This window comes from Flavobacterium sp. B167r (genome assembly GCF_056824315.1).
Map to the genome: position 1 here is coordinate 1,119,040 of NZ_CP124859.1, position 19,650 is coordinate 1,138,689.

Sequence of the window (19,650 nt, forward strand, 5' to 3'; positions counted from 1 at the left end):
TTATATTATAAATAAGATTTGAATTGTTTTAGTTTACCGCGATTAGTTCTTTCTAAAACTGTTTTTCGGGTGAAAGTGAAGTTTAGATTGGGTTCTAAATACAAATCAATTGCTTGTTTTATTTTTTCGATTTGTTCTGAAACTAATTCTTTTTCAGAAACATATTCAATTTCGAAAGTGTCTAATTTGATTTGCTTGATGATGAATTCTTTTACATTTCCATCGTCTTCTATAATGCTTTTGGTTACATAATAAAAGGTCAAACCAGGCGATTTTTTACCGCTTGGCAAAATCGCAACATCGTTGGTTCTCCCGATAAGTTTTTTCAGAATTGGTTTTTGCGGAGTACTTTTTTCATCGAGAATTCCAATGTCGCCAATTTCATATCGAATGAAAGGATTTGCTTTGTTGAATAAAGAAGTAATCACAATTTTTCCTTCCGTTCCATGTGGAACAGGATTATTGTTTTCATCTAAAATTTCAACGAATAAAGTTTCAGCATTTACCTGCCATTCTCCATTCGGATTTTCAAAAGCAATTAAATCCAATTCAGACGCTCCATATTCACTGATAATCGGAATGCCAAATTGTTTTTCCAGCAATTTTTTATCCATTTCAAAAAGCATTTCCGAAGTAACAAAACAGGCTTTTAAAGTTGGACAGATTTCTTTTAAAATGATATTTTTTTGTTCTAAAAATTTAGCAAATAAAACAATAGAACTGGTATATCCGTTGAGGTAATCGAATTTTTTGGATTTGAATTTCTGCAGAAATTTCTCCAAAACTTCATCAGATAAATCAAAAACTGGAAAACGAAAACGATGCGTCAAAAAATCCTTGAAACGCTCTTTTTGATATCCAATAAAATCCATCGGAATTCCGTAAAAACGCGCTTGATACGAATTATTAAAATCAATTCCGAACCAGCCGAAACGCATAATATTAGAAGCCCAAGTCAAAGCATGAGAATATTTGTCTTTAGCAAAAACAAAAGGAGTTCCGCTAGATCCAGATGTTTTGTTGAGGTAAACAGATTTTTTAGAATAACCTTTTGAAAGCCTTTCTTCTAAAGGTTTTTGTAAATTTTGCTTATTTAATATCGGAAGATTTTCCCAATTTTGAGCGGTTGCGTTTCCTGCTAATGCTGCGTAAAAAGAGTTGTTTTTAAGATGAAAATCAACAATTTCTGCTTTTTTATTTTCAAGAAATTCTGCAAATTCTTCTTCAGAAAAATGAACAATTTTAGCTAATTCGGCTTTGGCTTCCTTTATAGGAAAACCATTCAATTGAAGCGTAATATCAAAAAGGCGGATCATTTTCAGAAAAATTTTCGTCAAAAATAAGGTTTACGAATTACTAACCGTATAGAACCAACAACTTTTTGAAGATTTAATTATTTTTTACGTCCAAAAGCAAGTATTTTTGCACCACAACTAAATACAACAACACCATGACAATTTTATTATTGGGATCAGGCGGAAGAGAGCATGCATTTGCTTGGAAAATGACTCAGAGTCCGCTTTGCGAAAAACTTTTTGTAGTGCCTGGAAACGCAGGAACTGCTGCAATTGCTGAAAACGTGGCAATCTCTGCGACAGATTTTGAAGCCGTAAAAGCATTAGTACTTAAAGAAAATATAAGTTTAGTAGTCGTTGGACCTGAAGATCCGTTGGTAAAAGGTATTTACGATTATTTTAAAAACGACGAAAGTTTGCAACATATTCCAGTGATCGGGCCATCTCAATTAGGTGCTCAATTAGAAGGAAGTAAAGAATTTGCGAAAGAATTCTTGATGAAACACAACATTCCAACTGCAGCTTACGACAGTTTTACTGCCGAAACAGTGGAGAAAGGATGCGAATTTTTAGAAACTTTACAACCGCCATACGTTTTAAAAGCAGACGGATTAGCAGCTGGAAAAGGAGTTTTGATTATTCAGGATCTTGAAGAAGCAAAAACGGAATTAAGAAACATGTTGGTTCATGCAAAATTCGGAACAGCAAGTTCAAAAGTTGTTATTGAAGAATTTTTGGACGGAATCGAATTAAGCTGTTTCGTTTTAACCGACGGAAAAAATTATAAAATTCTTCCAACAGCAAAAGATTATAAAAGAATTGGAGAAGGAGATACAGGTTTAAACACAGGCGGAATGGGAGCAGTTTCTCCAGTTCCTTATGTTGATGCGGTTTTAATGGAAAAAATTGAAACTCGTATTGTAAAACCAACAATTGAAGGTTTTCAAAAAGACGGAATCGAATATAAAGGTTTTGTTTTCATCGGTTTGATCAATGTTAAAAACGAACCAATCGTTATTGAATATAACGTAAGAATGGGAGATCCTGAAACTGAAGTTGTAGTTCCGAGATTGAAATCTGATTTAGTTGAATTGTTTTTGTCTGTTGCAGATCAGAAATTGGGAGACTTTAATTTAGAAATTGATCCAAGAAGTGCAACAACTGTAATGGTAGTTTCTGGCGGATATCCTGAAGATTTTGAAAAAGGAAAAGTAATTTCCGGTTTAGAAAATGTTACTGATTCGATAGTTTTTCACGCGGGAACAAAATTAGATGGAGAAAATGTCGTTACTAATGGAGGACGTGTAATTGCAGTAACATCATACGGAGATAATTTCCAGGAGGCCATAAAAAAATCTTACCAAAACATAGATAAACTAAGCTTTGATAAGATGTATTTTAGAAAAGATATCGGTTTCGATTTAATCTAAAAATAAATTCACAAGCCCTTTTTAATTAAAGGGTTTGGTTTTTTATTTTAAAAATGAGTGAGCCGTTGTATCTTGGTTTTCTGTTCCAGCATCATCAAAAAGGCGTAATTGTTTAATCCAATAAACGATTGCACATGCACAGATGATCATAAAAATCCAGTTAATAGTGTTTGCACCAAACCATGTAATTAATTCCAAACGACGTAAAAAGTCAAGAGGAGCAAACAAAATGTTAACGAATAGGTATTGAATTCCTTCAAAAAAAGCTGTCATAATTTTAAAAATTATATGTTATTATTGTTGTGTAATGCCTTGAAGATAAAATTCGGTAAACCAAATCTTTTTTCAGCTTGTTAGGTTTTTCCTTTTAAACAAGTAGTATCTTTACAATCACAAAAGTATAAAATATCCTTATGATAACAAGTGTTTTTAAAAAATCTACGCCATTAAATTATTCATTGGTTGTAATTTTAATACTGGTTCTCTTTTTTATGTTCCAAATTAAAGACCCATCTTGGGTTACTTCTTATTTTTTGGCTTTTCAAAAAGTGAGTTCGTTGTGCTTTATTTTGGCTTCTTTTTTTATGATTAATTTCATTGTAAAAAAGAACGGACTCAGTAAAGACAACGGTTACGCGATACTTTTTTACTTGTTGTTTATTTTGTTTTTCCCAACAATATTTAATGATTCAAGTGTTATCTATGCCAATTTTTTCATTTTATTGGCACTTCGAAGATTGATTTCGCTGCAATCTCTAAAATCATCAAAAGAAAAAATATTTGATGCTGCATTTTGGATTTTTGTAGCTTCTTTATTTCAATTTTGGAGCATTCTGTTCTTAATATTGGTTTATATCTCGATTATTTTTCACGTTTCAAGAGACTATAGAAACTGGGTTCTGCCTTTTATTGCACTTTTGGCCGTAATGATTTTATTCTATATGACATCATTAATTTTAAATATTGATGCAGTAACTTTTATCCAAGAAAGAGCAGTAATCGATTTTAGAATTGATTATTTTAAGAATAGTTATGAAAATGCAGCGCTTTCAATATATACTGCTGTAGCATTATTTTTCGTTACTTCGATGTTAATGACACTGTCAAACAGACCGCAAATTGTACATTCTTCATACAAGAAAATTGTGGCATGTTTTTTTATCGCCGCTTTTGTCTACATCATTTCACCAAATAAAAGCAATGATTTATTATTGTTTAGTATTGCACCATTAACGATTATGGCGACAAGCCATGTTGAATATATGCAACAGAAACTTAATAACGAAATTGTTTACTATACCCTGATTGTGTGTAGTTTATTTACTTTTTTCTCTCAATTATAATTTACTTCCGTAAGCAAGATCGCCAGCGTCGCCCAGACCAGGAACAATGTAGTTTTTCTCATTTAGTTTTTCGTCTAAAGAAGCAACCCATAAATGGCAGTTTTCTGGAAGATTTTTTTGTAGGTGAGCAATTCCTTCTGGAGCAGCTATAACAACAACAATGTGAATTTCTGTTGGAGCAGCATTTTCGATTAATTTTTTATGTACCGCCACAATCGATTGTCCAGTGGCAAGCATCGGGTCAAGAAGCAGAATGGTTTTGTTATTTAAGTCCGAAATAGCCTGATATTCAACTCGAATTTCGAATTCATCATCATTATTTGGATGATATCTGCAGGCAGAAACAAAACTGTTTTCTGCGTGATCAAAATAATTTAAAAAACCATTATGCAGAGGTAGTCCAGCTCTTAAAATAGGACATAAAACTAAATCAGTGTCAATTTCTGTGGTCTTCTTAATTCCGAGAGGCGTCTGAATTTCTACTTCTTTATAAGGTAAAATTTTGCTCAATTCATAAGCCATAATCTCGCCAATACGTTCAATGTTTCTACGAAAACGAAGACTGTCGTTTTGAACATTTACATTTCGGATCTGACCTAAAAAATGATTTAATACACTGTTGTTTTCAGAGATATAATGGATTTTCATAATATTTTTTTAGAAGATCAATTGTTTATTAAGAATAATTGAAAAATTAATGTTTTTTTTCAAAGTATAAAAGTATAAAAAGTATCTTTGTTTTATAAAAAAATAAAAACATGTTTTCAAAACTAGCATATTCTGTTTTCGAGCAAAGTATTAAAGATTATCATCAGTTTGATAATGTTGATCAGCCGATTAATAATCCTTATCCAAAAGATAAGTTCGAGCATTTGTTATATCTAAAAAACTGGATTGACACCGTTCAATGGCATTTTGAAGATATTATCCGTGATCCGCAGATTGATCCAGTTGCGGCATTAACTTTAAAAAGAAGAATTGATGCATCAAATCAGGAACGTACTGATATGGTGGAATATATAGATGGCTATTTTTTACAAAAATATAGTACTGTAAAAGTAAAAGATGGAGCAAAAATCAATTCTGAAAGTCCTGCTTGGGCTTTTGACAGATTGTCGATTTTGGCTTTAAAAATTTATCATATGCATGAAGAGGCTAATCGTGCTGAAGCTTCTCAAGAACACAGAGATAAATGTCAGGAAAAATTAAATATACTTTTAGAGCAAAGAACAGATTTATCTACAGCAATTGAAGAATTATTGACAGATATCGAAAACGGAGATAAATTCATGAAAGTGTACAAACAAATGAAAATGTACAACGACGACGATTTGAATCCAGTTTTATATCAAAATAAAAAATAATAATTTGGCAGACTTGTCTAGCAAAATTAAGCATATAGCCGTCATGAGACTATCCGCAATGGGAGATGTCGCCATGACGGTTCCTGTTTTACGCGCTTTTGTAAAACAATATCCGGAGATAAAATTGACCGTTATATCTCGTCCTTTTTTTAAACCTTTTTTTGACGGAATTCCTAATCTTGAATTTTTTGTTTTTGATGAAAAAGAAAAACACAAAGGATTTTTAGGACTTTTACGTTTGTTTAAAGATGTGAAAAAACTGAAGGTTGATGCATTTGCAGATCTTCATAACGTTTTGAGATCTAAGATTGTGGGTTTGCTTTTCGCTTTAAGCGGAAAAAAAAGAGCAATTGTTGATAAAGGCAGAGAAGGAAAAAAAGAATTGACTCGTGCAGAAAATAAGATTTTCAAGCAATTACCAACCATGTTTGAAAGACATGCAAAAGTGTTTGAAGAACTTGGTTTTCCTGTAGATTTATCTCAACCTGAGTTTCCTAAAAAAGCAGTTTTAAGTGCAGAAATTACCGATGTAATTGGAGAAAATTATCAAAAACTAATCGGAATTGCGCCTTTTGCCCAATATGATTCTAAAGTTTATCCTTTAGATTTAATGAAGGACGTAATTAAGAAATTAGCTGAAAATAAGGATTATACGATTTTACTTTTTGGCGGAGGAAAGAAGGAAATCGAAATTTTAGATTCTATTTCTGAGCCTTTCAAAAATGTAATAAACGTAGCCGGAAAAATTAAATTTCAACAAGAATTAAAATTGATAAGCAATCTAGACGTAATGCTTTCAATGGATTCTGGAAATGCGCATATCGCAGCAATGTTGGGAGCAAAAGTGGTAACGCTTTGGGGCGCAACACATCCGTATGCAGGATTTTTGCCGTTTAACCAAAAGATGGAAAATGCTTTAACTTCAGACCGAAATCAATACCCGAAATTGCCAACTTCTGTTTACGGAAACAAAATCGTTGAAGGATATGAAGATGCGATGAGAACGATTTTACCAGAAGATGTTGTTTCTAGGATAAATTCCAATATCTAAATTTCAAAATTGAGAATAAGCATAGCATTCTCGTTGTCAAAGTCTTATAAAACTAAAATTCCAAATCCCAATTTAAAATTTGGAATTTGGAATTTTTTTCTTGGAATTTTAGCTAAAGCTAAATCATCATAAATTTAGAAAAAGATATCCCAAGACTTTCTTTTTGTTTTTGTCAACGACCACTTCAACAAATTGGTTTTCTTTTTCGGTGGTTAATAAAATGTGCTCAAAATCTTCGGTTGAATTTCGGTAAACTTTATGCACCAAATCAGATTCTTTGATTTTTTTCGATAAAACTTTGGCCGCTTTTAATTCGCTTACATAAGGCCAAATATTAAAAAAACTATCAGAGATTGCTATTTCTTTCATTCCTCCACTCATTGAAGAATTATATTTTTCGTTTGAAAGCAGTTTAGGAGCTTTTCTGTTTTTTCCTCTTCTAATTATAAAGTAGGTGCAGAATAGAGCAGTTATTACAAAAAGTAATATAAAAGTTAGACGGAGGTAATGATGCATTTCCATGATATTTAATGTTTTAAGTGTGTTAACAATTAAAGTATCCTTTAAAAAGATATAAGATGTATCAATTTTGAGCGTACTACTAATTTAGTAAATTTTCGGCATATTTTTTAAAAAATATTTAAAGAGACAAATGCTTTTTTATACATTTTTAAATCAGAAATTGTATTTCTAAAAGTATAGAACAAAAAAAATCCAAATTTCAACAGTAAAATTGAAATTTGGATTTTATATTTTAAGATTTTTTATCGATTAAACATCGTCATAATCAACATAAATAGTTTCTGAAGTTGGGTGTGCTTGACAAGTTAAAATTAAACCTTCAGCAATTTCTCCATCAGTTAAAATAGAATTCTTTGTCATTTCTGCACTACCTTTTGTAACACGACCTAAACAGCTGCTGCAGATTCCGCCTTGGCAAGAATAAGGAGCGTCAACACCTTGTTTTAGAGCAGCATCAAGAATCGTTTGTTTTTTAGACATCTCAAAAGTAGTCTCTTCGTCATCAACTAAAACAGTGATTTTTGTATGCCCTTCTTGAGAACCCTGAATTTCATGTTCCTCAGAAGAAGATGTAAATAGCTCAAATTTAATAGCAGATTCTTTTACATTTTTCTCTTTCAAGACATTAGAAACGGTGTTAATCATTTCTTCTGGTCCGCAAAGGAAAAATTTATCAAATTCAAGCTCTTTGTGTTTGTTGTTTAAAACAAAATTCACAGCCGATTTTTCAATTCTTCCAAACAAAGCATTTTCAGCTTTTGCCTGACTGTACACATAATGCACAAAAAATCTGCCTACATATTGTAACTGCAAATCGTGAAGTTCTTGATAAAAGATTGTACTTTCAGGAGTTCTGTTTCCATAAACCAATACAAATGAACTTTTTGGTTCATTTTTCAAAACCGATTTTATAATAGAAAGAACCGGAGTAATTCCGCTACCTGCAACAAAAGCTGCATAGTTTTTTTGTCTTTCAGCATCTGGTTCAAAAGTAAATTTACCTTCTGGATGACCTACTTCAAGAACATCTCCTGATTTTAATGTAGTATTGGCAAACTGAGAAAAAAGACCATTTTTTACTGCTTTTACAGCAATTCTTAATTCGCCGCTGTCTGGTGCAGAGCAAATAGAATAGGCGCGTCTAATTTCTTGATTATCAAGAGTTAGTTTTAAATTTATATATTGGCCTGCTATAAATTTATAGTCAGATTTTAGTTCTTCGGGAACATTAAAAAGAATAGAAACAGCATCTGCAGTTTCGCGTTTAACCTCTTTAATTATAAGTTTTAAGAATGAAGGCATGATAGAATTTTTATGCAAAAGTAGCAAACCACTATTAAAATTTTAGCACGAAATTATTTTTTTTAACTTTTTTTGTAACGTTTTCCTACATTTGGTCTCTCACTACAAAAATACTAAAACCATAAATCATGATTAAGAAGTTTATTTATCTCGAATGGAAGGCCTTTATCAGGTCAGCATCTTTCGGTAAAAATCTGACAATGAAAATTATAATAGGTTTTTTGATGATCTATTTTTCATTAATTTTTATTGGTATGGGAGTAGGCGTATTTTATGTTCTTAAGGAAATGAATTTAGAACCGCTGGCAACTTTAAACAAATTTCTAATCTATTATTTTCTTGGCGATTTAGTAATTCGATTGTTGTTACAATCAATTCCTGTAATGAATATCAAACCTTTATTGGTTCTTCCTTTAAAAAAAACAACCATTGTTCATTTTTCTCTAGGTAAAACGGTTTTATCTTTTTTTAACTGGATTCATGCATTATTTTTTATTCCGTTTACGGTTGTACTCATTTTAAATGGTTACGATGTTGTTCAAATCATTTTCTGGCATTTAGGAGTAATGTCTATTATTTACATTAACAATTTTCTGAATATTATTTTAAGCAATATCGACAGATTATTTGCTCTTTTTCTACTGCTGATTATAGTTCTAGGAAGTGCGCAATATTACCAATTATTTGACATTACACTATTTACAACTCCGTTTTTTCAAAGTTTTTATGAAATAGACGGATTATTCTTGATTCCGATTCTACTATTAATAACACTGCATTATTTTACTTTTAAATACTTCGAAAGAAATTTATATCTCGACGCGGGACTCTCTGTAAAACAAGATGTTGCTTCTACAGAAAATCTTGCTTGGCTGAATCAGTTTGGAACTTTAGGAACATTTTTGAAAAACGACATTAAACTCATCAAAAGAAATAAAAGGTCAAAAACGACTATAGTAATGAGTGTGATCTTTTTATTCTACGGGCTGATTTTTTTCGGAAACACACACCAGCCGCCAGCCATGCAAATTTTTGCTGGAATATTTGTTTCAGGAGGATTTCTATTTGTTTTCGGGCAATTTGTACCAAGTTGGGACAGTTCCTATTATCAATTAATGATGACGCAGAATATTCCGTATAGAGGTTACATCACTTCAAAATGGTGGCTTATTGTAATTGCAACTTTCATCTCGACGATACTTGCTTCCTTTTATCTTTTGTACGGATGGGAAACGTATTTAATTATTGTGGTTGGAGCGATTTATAATATAGGAGTTAATTCGCATTTGGTTCTTTTAGGCGGAGCATTTACCAAAACACCAATCGATTTGAGTAATGCTGGCGGTGCTTTTTCAGATAAAAAAGTATTTAATGTGAATGCGATGCTATTGTCTTTGCCAAAAATATTTCTGCCATCATTGTTGTATTGGCTTGGACTTCATTTTGCAGATAAAACAGTTGCATTAATATTAGTTGCAGGGGCAGGAGTCTTGGGTTTTATCTTCAAAGAAAAAGTATTTTCATTAATAGAAAAGAGATACAAAAAAGAAAAGTATAGTACCATAAGTGCTTACAAACAAAAGAGTTAATTTGATAATTAGAGAATTTGCCAATTAGAAAATTAATCTAAAAATTAAACTCATAAAACATAAAATTGCAATGATACAAGTACATGAGCTTTCTAAAATATATAACGAAACAACAGTTTTAAATATCAGTAATCTTGAAATTCCAAAAGGACAGAGTTTTGGTTTGGTTGGAAACAACGGAGCAGGAAAAACAACTTTCTTCAGTTTGCTTTTAGACCTAATCCAGCCTTCAACAGGATATATAAAAAGTAATGACATTCAGGTAAATACAAGCGAGAGCTGGAAATCTTTTACGGGATCATTTTTAGATGAAAATTTCCTTATCGGATATTTAACACCAGAAGAATACTTTTATTTTATTGGCGATTTGCGCAATCAGAATAAAGCAGATATTGATGCATTGCTGGCAAAACATGAAGAGTTTTTTAACGGAGAAATTTTAAAGAACAAAAAATACCTTCGAGACTTATCAAAAGGAAACCAGAAAAAGGTAGGTATTATTGCAACGCTTATTGGAAATCCAGAAGTTGTAATTTTAGACGAACCTTTTGCAAATTTAGATCCAACGACAGTGAGCCGATTAAAAAAAATTATTAACGAATTAGCCGACGATCCAAATGTAACTGTTTTGGTCTCAAGCCATGACTTACAGCACACTGTAGAGGTCTGCAATCGAATTGTTGCTCTTAATAAAGGCGAAATTGTGAAAGATATTCAGACCTCAAAAGAGACCTTACAAGAACTAGAATTATTTTTTGCCGTGTAAGAATTTCTATATTTAAAAAAGAAGCGTATTTTTACAAATAGAATATACTAAAACCAATTTTTAGTAGTTATCTGTTTTAAACTCTTTTCTATTGAAAAAGAATACTCTTAAATATAGTTTTACTTTCCTTTTTTTACTCTTTTTGATAGCTTGTTCTACCAAAAAAAATACTTTTTTGGCTCGAAGTTCTCACTCAATCGGGACAAAATATAATATTCTTTACAATGGAGGAATTGGTCTAGAAAAAGGGTTGAAGTCTATTCAGACCAATAATGAAGATAATTTTTGGAAACAGCTGCCAATTGAAAAAATGCAGTTTGATGAAAATTTTTCTGAGGAAGAAAAAGCTAAAAATCCTGATTTCGAAATAGCAGAAACAAAAGCTACAAAAGCCATTCAGAAACACTCCATGAATATTGGAGGAAGAGAAAGAAACTGGCAGATTGACGAAGCTTATCTTATGCTTGGAAAAGCAAGATATTACGATCAGCGTTTTATTCCGGCAATTGAGGCATTCAATTATATTTTATACAAATATCCAGAAAGCAACAATATTTATATAGCAAAAATCTGGCGCGAAAAAACGAATATGCGCTTAGGTAACGATGCGATTGCGCTTAAAAACATCAAAATTTTACTTAAAAAAACAGATTTAGATAAACAAACTTATGCAGATGCCCACGCTCTTTTGGCAGAAGCTTATCTGAATCTGGAAGAAAAAGATAGCGCCGTTGCTAAACTTAGAATTGCGGAAGAATTCACAAGAAATAACGAAGAACGCGCGAGATATCGTTTTATCCTTGGCCAAATGTATCAGGCAGAAGGTCAGCGTGACAGCGCCATTTATTATTATGATGCTGTTATTCATTTAAACAGAAAAGCAGATCGTAAGTACATGATGCATGCTTACGCGAAAAAGGCTCAGATGTTTGATTATGGGAAAGATAATGATACGATTTTCTTAAAGACATATAATAAATTGGTTACTGATCGTGAAAATCGTCCTTACTATGATGTTCTTTTTTATGAAATGGGAGTTTATTATGACAAAAAGAAAGATCAAGAAAATGCTTTATTATTTTATAATAAATCTTTAGGAAGAAAATCTAAAGATTCGTATTTGATGGCTTCTGCTTACAGAAACATTGGAAACATGTATTTTAAAAACACAGATTATTCGATGGCTGCAAAATATTATGACAGTACTTTGGTAAAAATGAATCCTAAAACCAGAGAATACACTTATATCGAAAAAAACAGAAAAAATCTTGACGACGTAATTAAATACGAAGCAATCGCAAAACGTAACGATAGTATTATTAAGGTATACAATCTGCCGCCAAACGAAAAGAAAGATTATTTCGAAAATTATATCGCCGAACTTAAAAAGAAAGATGAAGCTAAAAAGCTTTTAGAAGAAAAAGAAAAAGAACGATTAGCGAATATCGATCGAAATTCTCAGGCAGAAATTTCAGGTAATGGAGCCGTAAATCCTCAATCATTGGGTAAAACATCAGAACCAGAAGGAATAGGCATGCCTCCAGGTGCAAATGATAATGTAAGTACTTTTTATTTTTATAATCCGACAACTGTTGCTTACGGAAAACTTCAATTTAAAAAAATGTGGGGTAGCAGAACCATGGCAGGAAATTGGAGATTGGGAGGAATAAAAGGGGCTAATAACGAAACTTTGAATGATTCGATTGCTACTAAAGAAGTTGCCAACGCACTGAATGATACAATTGTACCAGAAAAATATACGGTTGCCTATTATGTAAAACAGCTTCCGTCTTCGCAAACAGCGATGGATAGTATTGGTAAAGAACGTAATTTTTCATACTACCAATTAGGACTTATATATAAGGAGAAGTTTAAAGAATATAATTTAGCGAGCAACAAACTAGAACAATTGCTTCAGAATAATCCTGAAGAAAAACTGGTTCTGCCATCGATGTATAATTTGTACAAAATTTATCAAATTACAAATCCGGCGAAAGCAGAAGCCATAAAAACAGAGATTTCTTCGAAATACCCAGATTCGAGATATGCTCATATTTTAAATCATAAAGAAGACGATCCAAATTCTAGTCCAGATAAAGAATATAAAAAATGGTATAAACTTTTTGAGGAAGAGCATTTTGACGAAGTTTTATTAAATATTGATAATTTGATTAACCAATATTCTGGAGATGATATTGTTTCGAAATATGAATTGCTAAAAGCCAACGTATCAGGAAAAGTATATGGTTTAGAAGCCTATAAAAAAGGACTTGAAAATGTGGCAGATAATTATCCGAATAGCGAAGAAGGTAAAAATGCGAGAGAAATTCTAGAAAAACAAGTTCCTGTTTTAGAGAAACTTAACTTTACAACAACAGACACTAAAAACTGGAAAATAGTATATCGTGTTGCTAATACCGATACAAAAGCAGTTAAAAGAATTGAAGAAGCAATTCGAGTATTTTTGTTAGTTGAAAATTACGAAAGATTGACATCATCTTTGGATAAATACAATAAAACTGAAAGTTTTGTAGTTATTCATGGTTTAAAATCTGAAGCTTATGCAAATGATATTGCAGGAGTTTTTAGAGAAGATAAAAAATACAAAATCCCAGATCAGGCAATAATTATATCAAATGATAATTATAAAATTGTTCAGATTAAAAAGAATTTAGACGCATACTTGACCCCGAAAAACCCTTAACCGCCATGTTTGAAAAAGTAAAAAAAAACGGAACTGAACAATTAGGAAAAACAAATAGAATTGTAGAAGGAACATCCATCGTAGGAGATATAGTCTCTAAAGCCGATTTTAGATTAGACGGCGAATTGATTGGAAATTTTACTTCACAAGGCAAAATTGTTATTGGGGCAAAAGGATCTGTTAAAGGAGAAATTATCTGTAACAATGCAGATATCGAAGGAGAATTTCACGGAAAAATAAAAGTTCTTGAAACGCTTAATATTAAATCGACTGCCATAATACACGGAGAAGTATCAGTAGGAAAACTGTCGATAGAACCAGGTGCCGACTTTACAGCAACTTGTACAATGCTTGCACATTCTAATCAGGTTATAATGTTAGAAGATGGAAAAGGAACCGAACAATAATAGGAGAAATAAATGGTTGGCATTTATTAATATTCCTTTTCAAATGGGAGTAATCATTTTTGTGTTTTCTTATTTCGGCACTTGGCTCGACGAGAAACATCCAAGTCCAAAAGTATATTATAATACCATTTTTGTATTAGTTGGTGTCGGAGTTGCATTATATAATGTAATCCGACAAGTAAATGATATCAACAAAACAAAGTAGTTTGTAAATAAAAATGTCTTGAGATAAAAGTTGCATCTTTGCACAAAAATTATTTTCAAATGCTTTCAAAAAATTACAAACCGTTTTTTTATTTGTTATGTCTTGCTTTAGGAACTTACATTATTCATAAAGCAGTTTTTTTCTTTAGTGAAATTGGTACGGAGAACTTTCATTACAGTTTAGAATTACTGTATTTTTCTTTCTTCGCGATTTCGTCTTTATTATACCTTATATTATTAGTAGTAAAAAAGAAGAATTTTGAAATCGTCGGAATGGCGTTTTTATTTGGAACGTTTACACAAATGCTATTAGCCTATTTAGTTTTGCAGCCGATCTTAAAAAATAAAACGGAAGCAAGCGATGTTGAAAAAGTTAGTTTTTTTATAACATTTGTGCTGTTTTTGTTATTTCAGACGCTTTTAACTGTCCGATTATTAAATCAAAAGCGTTAAAATAACAATTCTTTAAAACAAGGTTTAAAAATAATTTTTCATATCCTTTTGAATATTAATAAAAAATGTACCTTTGCACCAAATTTTAGAAACGTAAAAAAATAAGATTTTCCACGATATGGTGATTTCAAACAAACCACTCAGCTTTATTCTTGCAGCTTTTGTAGCTTCACTACCTATTATGGGTTTTGCAAATCAAGAGAATGATTCGACGCATGTACAAACTGAAACTGCTCACGAAGAGAAAGTAGTTTCACATAATGCTCATGAAGAAGGAGAGCATGTTGCTCTAGATCCTAAGGCAAAAGTGGATGCATTTATTGATCACCACTTACAAGATTCTCATGACTTTGTTTTCTTTCAAGACGAAAAAGAAAACAAACATTTTGGTTTTCCATTACCAGTTATTTTAATTGATGGTGGTTTAAAAGTTTTCTCTTCTTCAAAATTCCACTTCGGAGAAACAGTTGCAGAAGTTGACGGAAGCTTTTACAAATTAGTTCACGGTAAAATTTACAAAACAGATGCAGCCGGAACAATTACTTTTAATGAGCACGGTCATCCAGAAAATGAAAAGCCATTAGATTTTTCAATTACAAAAAATGTTGTTTCAATGCTTTTCGTATCAGTACTATTATTCTTTATGTTTACTGGTTTAGCAAAATCATATAAAAAAGGACCAATCCCAACAGGATTTGGTAGAGTTTTAGAACCACTTGTAATTTTCATCAGAGACGAAATTGCAATTCCAAATATTGGAGAGAAAAAATACCGTAAATATATGGGTTACCTATTAACTGTATTTTTCTTTGTTTGGGTTTTGAACTTATTAGGAATGACTCCACTAGGAATCAACGTAACAGGAAACATCGCTATTACAGTTTGTTTAGCAGCTTTCACATTTATCATTACTCAATTTAGTGCAAACAAAGATTATTGGGGACACATCTTCTGGATGCCAGGAGTACCAGTTCCAATGAAAATCATATTAGCTCCAATTGAGATTTTAGGAACATTAACAAAACCATTCGCATTATTAATTCGTTTGTACGCAAACATTACTGCAGGTCACGTAGTAATTATGAGTTTGATCGGAATGATTTTCGTTGGTAAAAACTTAGCAGCAGATTTACCAATCTCATTAGGATTGACATTGTTTATCTCTGTTATTGAAATTTTAGTTGCCTTTTTGCAAGCGTTCATCTTTACAATGTTATCATCATTGTTTATCGGTATGGCAGTTCAAGATCATGATCACGCTCACCACCACGAAGATGAAACAGCAATTATTTAATTTAGAAGTTTAATTTTATATATATAAATAGTTATGGGAACAATTCCAACTTTAGTAGGTGCTGGTTTAGTAGTAATCGGTGCAGGTTTAGGTTTAGGTAAAATCGGTGGATCTGCTATGGACGCTATTGCTCGTCAGCCAGAAGCTGCTGGTAAAATTCAAACTGCGATGATTATTATCGCGGCTTTATTAGAAGGTTTAGCATTTGCTGCTTTAATCTTAGGAAAATAATAAAGAGAGAAATAACAGCATCTTTAACGGTTGGTTAAAGATGTTGTTACTTTTAAAAAAGAAATTAAATATTTAATATAGTTATATAAAATGGATAAGTTAATTAACGATTTTTCATTCGGATTATTCTTCTGGCAGGCTTTAATCTTGGTAATATTAATTTTGCTTTTAGTAAAATTTGCTTGGAAACCAATTATGGAATCTATTACTGCAAGAGAAGAAGGTATTAAAAATGCATTGCTTTCTGCTGAAAACGCAAAGAGAGAAATGGAAAATTTACAAGCTGACAATCAAAGAATTTTGAATGAAGCTCGTGCAGAACGTGACGCGATGTTGAAAGAAGCTCGCGAAATGAAAGAGAAAATGATTGCTGATTCTAAAAACGAAGCACAAGAAGCTGGTCAAAAAATGATCGAGCAAGCTAAAGCTGCTATCGAAAGCGAAAAAAATGCTGCAATGGCAGAATTGAAATCTCAAGTTTCTTCTCTATCATTGAGTATTGCTGAAAAATTATTAAAAGAAGAATTATCTAACAAAGAATCTCAAACTAAATTAGTTGAGAAAATGTTGGGTGATGTAAAGTTAAACTAAGATTATGGCAGGTACAAGAGCAGCAATTCGTTATGCAAAAGCAATTCTGGACTTAGCAAACTCTAAAGGTGTTGCCGAAGCTGTAAATAACGATATGAAGTCAATTGCAAATGCAATTGAAACGAATCAAGAATTGAGTACATTTATTCTAAACCCAACTACAAAAGCTGAAGTTAAGGAAAGTGCACTTTTAGAAGTTTTCTCAAGTGTAAATGGAGTGACAAAAGGATTATTCCGTTTATTATACGAAAACAAAAGATTTGAAATTCTAGATGCAATTGCATTAGGATACAATAAATTATTTGATGAAAATCAAGGAGTTGAAGTAGCAAAAGTTACTACAGCAATTCCTATGGATGCTGATTTAGAAGCTAAAGTTTTGGCTAAAGTTGCAACTTTATCAGATAAAAAAATTACAATTGAAAATATAGTAGATCCTTCAATTATTGGCGGGTTTATTTTGAGAATAGGAGATAATCAGTACAACGCTTCAGTTGCTAACAGATTACAAGTATTAAAAAGAGAGTTAAGTAATTAGTTTTATAACACAAAAAGTGTCTAAATTATAAATTAAGATGGCGGAAATTAAACCTGCTGAAATTTCAGCAATATTAAGAAAGCAAGTAGAAGGTTTTGAATCTGGCGCTACGCTAGAGGAAGTAGGATCAGTACTTCAAGTTGGAGACGGTATTGCTCGTGTTTACGGGCTATCTAATGTACAATATGGAGAGTTAGTAGAATTTGATAACGGTATGGAAGGTATCGTATTGAATCTTGACGAGGATAATGTTGGTGTTGTATTATTAGGACCTTCAACAGGAATTAAAGAAGGATCTACAGCAAAAAGAACTCAACGTATTGCTTCTCTTAAAGTTGGTGAGCAAATGGTAGGACGTGTTGTTAACACTCTTGGTTTTCCAATTGATGGAAAAGGACCAATCGGTGGTGACTTATACGAAATGCCTCTAGAAAGAAAAGCTCCTGGAGTTATCTTCCGTCAACCAGTAACTGAGCCATTACAAACAGGTATTAAAGCTGTTGATGCTATGATCCCAGTTGGTCGTGGACAACGTGAGCTAGTTATTGGTGACCGTCAAACAGGTAAATCAACTGTTTGTATCGATACAATCTTAAATCAAAAAGAATTTTACGATGCAGGAAAACCTGTATTCTGTATATACGTTGCAATTGGGCAAAAAGCTTCAACTGTAGCAGGAATTGCAAAAATGTTAGAAGAAAAAGGAGCAATGGCTTATACAGTTATCGTTGCTGCTAATGCTTCTGACCCAGCTCCAATGCAAGTTTATGCTCCTTTCGCAGGTGCTGCAATTGGAGAATACTTCAGAGATTCTGGTCGTCCAGCTCTTATTGTTTACGATGATTTATCTAAACAAGCTGTTGCTTACCGTGAGGTTTCTCTTTTATTAAGAAGACCACCGGGACGTGAGGCTTACCCTGGAGACGTTTTCTACTTACACTCTCGTTTATTAGAGCGTGCTTGTAAAGTAATCGCGGATGATGGTATCGCTAAAAACATGAACGATTTACCAGATTCTATTAAGTCTATCGTAAAAGGTGGTGGTTCATTAACTGCATTACCAATTATTGAAACTCAAGCTGGTGACGTTTCTGCATATATCCCAACAAACGTAATTTCTATTACAGATGGTCAGATTTTCCTTGATGGAGATTTGTTCAACTCTGGGGTTCGTCCTGCAATTAACGTAGGTATCTCTGTATCTCGTGTTGGAGGTAATGCTCAAATTAAATCAATGAAAAAAGTTTCTGGAACTTTAAAATTAGACCAAGCTCAATTCCGTGAATTAGAAGCTTTCGCTAAATTTGGTTCTGACTTAGATTCTGTTACTTTAAACGTAATTGAAAAAGGAAAAAGAAACGTTGAAATCTTGAAACAAGGTTTAAATGATCCTTATACAGTTGAAAACCAAGTAGCAATTATCTACGCTGGTTCTAAAAACTTATTAAGAAATGTTCCTGTAAGTAAAGTAAAAGAATTCGAAGCAGATTTCTTAGCTTACTTAAACAGCAAACATAAAGATACACTTAACGCTTTGAAAGCTGGAAAATTGGATGACGCTATTACAGATGTTATCGAGAAAGCAGCAAAAGAAGTTTCAGCAAAATATAACTAATTAGATAATTGGTAAATTAGATAATTAGAAAATGTACAAGCATTATTCTAATTATCTAATTTTAAAATTGTCACATTTTCTAATTAATAGATGGCAAATTTAAAGGAAATCCGTAATAGAATTACTTCCGTTTCATCGACGATGCAAATTACATCGGCTATGAAAATGGTTTCTGCTGCAAAGCTGAAGAAAGCACAAGATGCAATCACTGCAATGCGTCCTTATGCCGAGAAATTGACGGAGTTATTGCAAGATCTTTCTGCTACACTTGAAGGTGAAGTTGGAGGAGATTACACTACACAACGTGAAGTAAAAAAAGTATTGTTGGTAGCTGTAACTTCAAACAGAGGTTTATGTGGTGCTTTCAATTCAAATATTATTAAAGAGATTAAAAATCGTACTGAGTTTTATGCTGGTAAGCAAGTCGACGTTTTTGCTATTGGTAAAAAAGGAGGAGATGCTTTAGTTAAAACACATAAAATCCACGGTCATCATAATGCAATTTTTGATCATTTGACATTTGAAAATGTTGCTGGAATTGCAGATGATTTAACTCAAAAGTTTTTAACTGGAGAATACGACAGAATTGAGTTAGTATACAATCAGTTTAAAAATGCTGCGACTCAGATTGTTCAAGTAGAGCAATTTTTACCTTTAGCACCTATTGCTACTGATGCAGCAACTTCTACTGGAGATTATATTTTTGAACCGGGGAAAGAGGAAATTGTATTGGCTTTAATTCCTAAGTCTTTAAAAACACAATTGTATAAAGGTATCCGTGATTCATTTGCTTCTGAGCATGGAGCACGTATGACTGCGATGCACAAAGCAACAGATAATGCTACTGAGTTGAGAAACCAATTAAAATTAACTTATAATAAAGCACGTCAAGCTGCTATTACAAATGAAATTTTAGAGATTGTTGGTGGAGCAGAAGCTTTGAACGGATAA

21 protein-coding genes are annotated in these 19,650 nt (G+C 32.3%); 16 read left to right on the forward strand and 5 right to left on the reverse strand.

Going from position 1 to position 19,650, the window contains the following annotated elements:
* Positions 1–5: 5 nt before the first annotated feature.
* On the reverse strand, positions 6–1,316 hold the full coding sequence (locus QLQ96_RS05130) for a phenylacetate--CoA ligase family protein (RefSeq protein WP_482495232.1): 1,311 nt from the start codon (positions 1,314–1,316) through the stop codon (positions 6–8).
* Positions 1,317–1,450: 134 nt separating this feature from the next.
* Between QLQ96_RS05130 and purD the strand changes: the two genes are divergently transcribed.
* Positions 1,451–2,725, forward strand: coding sequence for a phosphoribosylamine--glycine ligase (gene purD, locus QLQ96_RS05135; RefSeq protein WP_482495234.1), 1,275 nt, complete (start codon positions 1,451–1,453; stop codon positions 2,723–2,725).
* A gap of 42 nt (positions 2,726–2,767) precedes the next feature.
* Here the strand turns inward: purD and QLQ96_RS05140 are convergent, their stop codons facing one another.
* Positions 2,768–2,998, reverse strand: a complete 231-nt coding sequence (locus QLQ96_RS05140) for a DUF6341 family protein (RefSeq protein WP_482495236.1) — start codon at positions 2,996–2,998, stop codon at positions 2,768–2,770.
* Between the two features lie 140 nt (positions 2,999–3,138).
* On the opposite strand from QLQ96_RS05140, the gene QLQ96_RS05145 reads away from it, so the two are divergent.
* Complete coding sequence (locus tag QLQ96_RS05145) at positions 3,139–4,068, forward strand: DUF6427 family protein (protein ID WP_482495238.1); 930 nt, start codon at positions 3,139–3,141, stop codon at positions 4,066–4,068.
* Here QLQ96_RS05145 and upp read toward each other — a convergent pair.
* Complete coding sequence (upp, locus tag QLQ96_RS05150; protein ID WP_482495240.1) at positions 4,063–4,716, reverse strand: uracil phosphoribosyltransferase; 654 nt, start codon at positions 4,714–4,716, stop codon at positions 4,063–4,065. The genes QLQ96_RS05145 and upp overlap by 6 nt on opposite strands.
* Before the next feature lie 110 nt (positions 4,717–4,826).
* On the opposite strand from upp, the gene QLQ96_RS05155 reads away from it, so the two are divergent.
* Complete coding sequence (locus QLQ96_RS05155; protein ID WP_482495242.1) at positions 4,827–5,432, forward strand: DUF4254 domain-containing protein; 606 nt, start codon at positions 4,827–4,829, stop codon at positions 5,430–5,432.
* Between the two features lie 43 nt (positions 5,433–5,475).
* Positions 5,476–6,483: a glycosyltransferase family 9 protein gene (locus QLQ96_RS05160; RefSeq protein ID WP_482495244.1), complete on the forward strand. Its 1,008-nt coding sequence runs from the start codon at positions 5,476–5,478 to the stop codon at positions 6,481–6,483.
* Positions 6,484–6,609: 126 nt separating this feature from the next.
* Here the strand turns inward: QLQ96_RS05160 and QLQ96_RS05165 are convergent, their stop codons facing one another.
* The gene (locus tag QLQ96_RS05165) at positions 6,610–7,005 is read right to left on the reverse strand and encodes a hypothetical protein (protein ID WP_482495246.1); all 396 of its coding nucleotides are present in this window, start codon (positions 7,003–7,005) and stop codon (positions 6,610–6,612) included.
* A 249-nt stretch (positions 7,006–7,254) separates the two neighbouring features.
* On the reverse strand, positions 7,255–8,307 hold the full coding sequence (locus QLQ96_RS05170; protein ID WP_482495247.1) for a 2Fe-2S iron-sulfur cluster-binding protein: 1,053 nt from the start codon (positions 8,305–8,307) through the stop codon (positions 7,255–7,257).
* Between the two features lie 128 nt (positions 8,308–8,435).
* On the opposite strand from QLQ96_RS05170, the gene QLQ96_RS05175 reads away from it, so the two are divergent.
* From QLQ96_RS05175 to atpG, 12 genes are all read left to right on the forward strand, one after another.
* The gene (locus tag QLQ96_RS05175; protein ID WP_482495249.1) at positions 8,436–9,896 is read left to right on the forward strand and encodes a DUF5687 family protein; all 1,461 of its coding nucleotides are present in this window, start codon (positions 8,436–8,438) and stop codon (positions 9,894–9,896) included.
* Between the two features lie 70 nt (positions 9,897–9,966).
* Positions 9,967–10,662, forward strand: a complete 696-nt coding sequence (locus tag QLQ96_RS05180; RefSeq protein WP_482495250.1) for an ABC transporter ATP-binding protein — start codon at positions 9,967–9,969, stop codon at positions 10,660–10,662.
* Between the two features lie 91 nt (positions 10,663–10,753).
* Positions 10,754–13,366, forward strand: coding sequence for a type IX secretion system periplasmic lipoprotein PorW/SprE (porW, locus tag QLQ96_RS05185; RefSeq protein WP_482495251.1), 2,613 nt, complete (start codon positions 10,754–10,756; stop codon positions 13,364–13,366).
* 5 nt (positions 13,367–13,371) lie between these two features.
* A complete protein-coding gene (locus tag QLQ96_RS05190) occupies positions 13,372–13,773 on the forward strand; it encodes a bactofilin family protein (RefSeq protein WP_482495253.1) in 402 nt (133 codons plus the stop codon).
* Positions 13,751–13,978: an AtpZ/AtpI family protein gene (locus QLQ96_RS05195; RefSeq protein ID WP_125718565.1), complete on the forward strand. Its 228-nt coding sequence runs from the start codon at positions 13,751–13,753 to the stop codon at positions 13,976–13,978. The genes QLQ96_RS05190 and QLQ96_RS05195 overlap by 23 nt, the downstream gene beginning before the upstream one ends.
* A gap of 59 nt (positions 13,979–14,037) precedes the next feature.
* Positions 14,038–14,430 carry a hypothetical protein gene (locus tag QLQ96_RS05200; RefSeq protein WP_482495255.1) on the forward strand — a complete coding sequence of 131 codons (393 nt, stop codon included), beginning with the start codon at positions 14,038–14,040 and terminating at the stop codon, positions 14,428–14,430.
* A gap of 118 nt (positions 14,431–14,548) precedes the next feature.
* Entirely contained in the window at positions 14,549–15,724 is a 1,176-nt protein-coding gene (gene atpB / locus QLQ96_RS05205; RefSeq protein WP_482495257.1) for a F0F1 ATP synthase subunit A, read from the forward strand.
* Positions 15,725–15,757: 33 nt separating this feature from the next.
* Positions 15,758–15,955, forward strand: coding sequence for an ATP synthase F0 subunit C (gene atpE / locus QLQ96_RS05210; protein ID WP_008465835.1), 198 nt, complete (start codon positions 15,758–15,760; stop codon positions 15,953–15,955).
* 90 nt (positions 15,956–16,045) lie between these two features.
* Entirely contained in the window at positions 16,046–16,546 is a 501-nt protein-coding gene (locus QLQ96_RS05215) for a F0F1 ATP synthase subunit B (protein WP_290963757.1), read from the forward strand.
* Between the two features lie 4 nt (positions 16,547–16,550).
* Positions 16,551–17,084, forward strand: coding sequence for an ATP synthase F1 subunit delta (gene atpH, locus QLQ96_RS05220; RefSeq protein WP_482495260.1), 534 nt, complete (start codon positions 16,551–16,553; stop codon positions 17,082–17,084).
* A gap of 37 nt (positions 17,085–17,121) precedes the next feature.
* Entirely contained in the window at positions 17,122–18,699 is a 1,578-nt protein-coding gene (gene atpA / locus QLQ96_RS05225) for a F0F1 ATP synthase subunit alpha (protein WP_482495261.1), read from the forward strand.
* Positions 18,700–18,789: 90 nt separating this feature from the next.
* Positions 18,790–19,650 (forward strand): ATP synthase F1 subunit gamma, encoded by an 861-nt coding sequence (gene atpG / locus QLQ96_RS05230; protein WP_482495262.1) that lies wholly within the window; start codon positions 18,790–18,792, stop codon positions 19,648–19,650.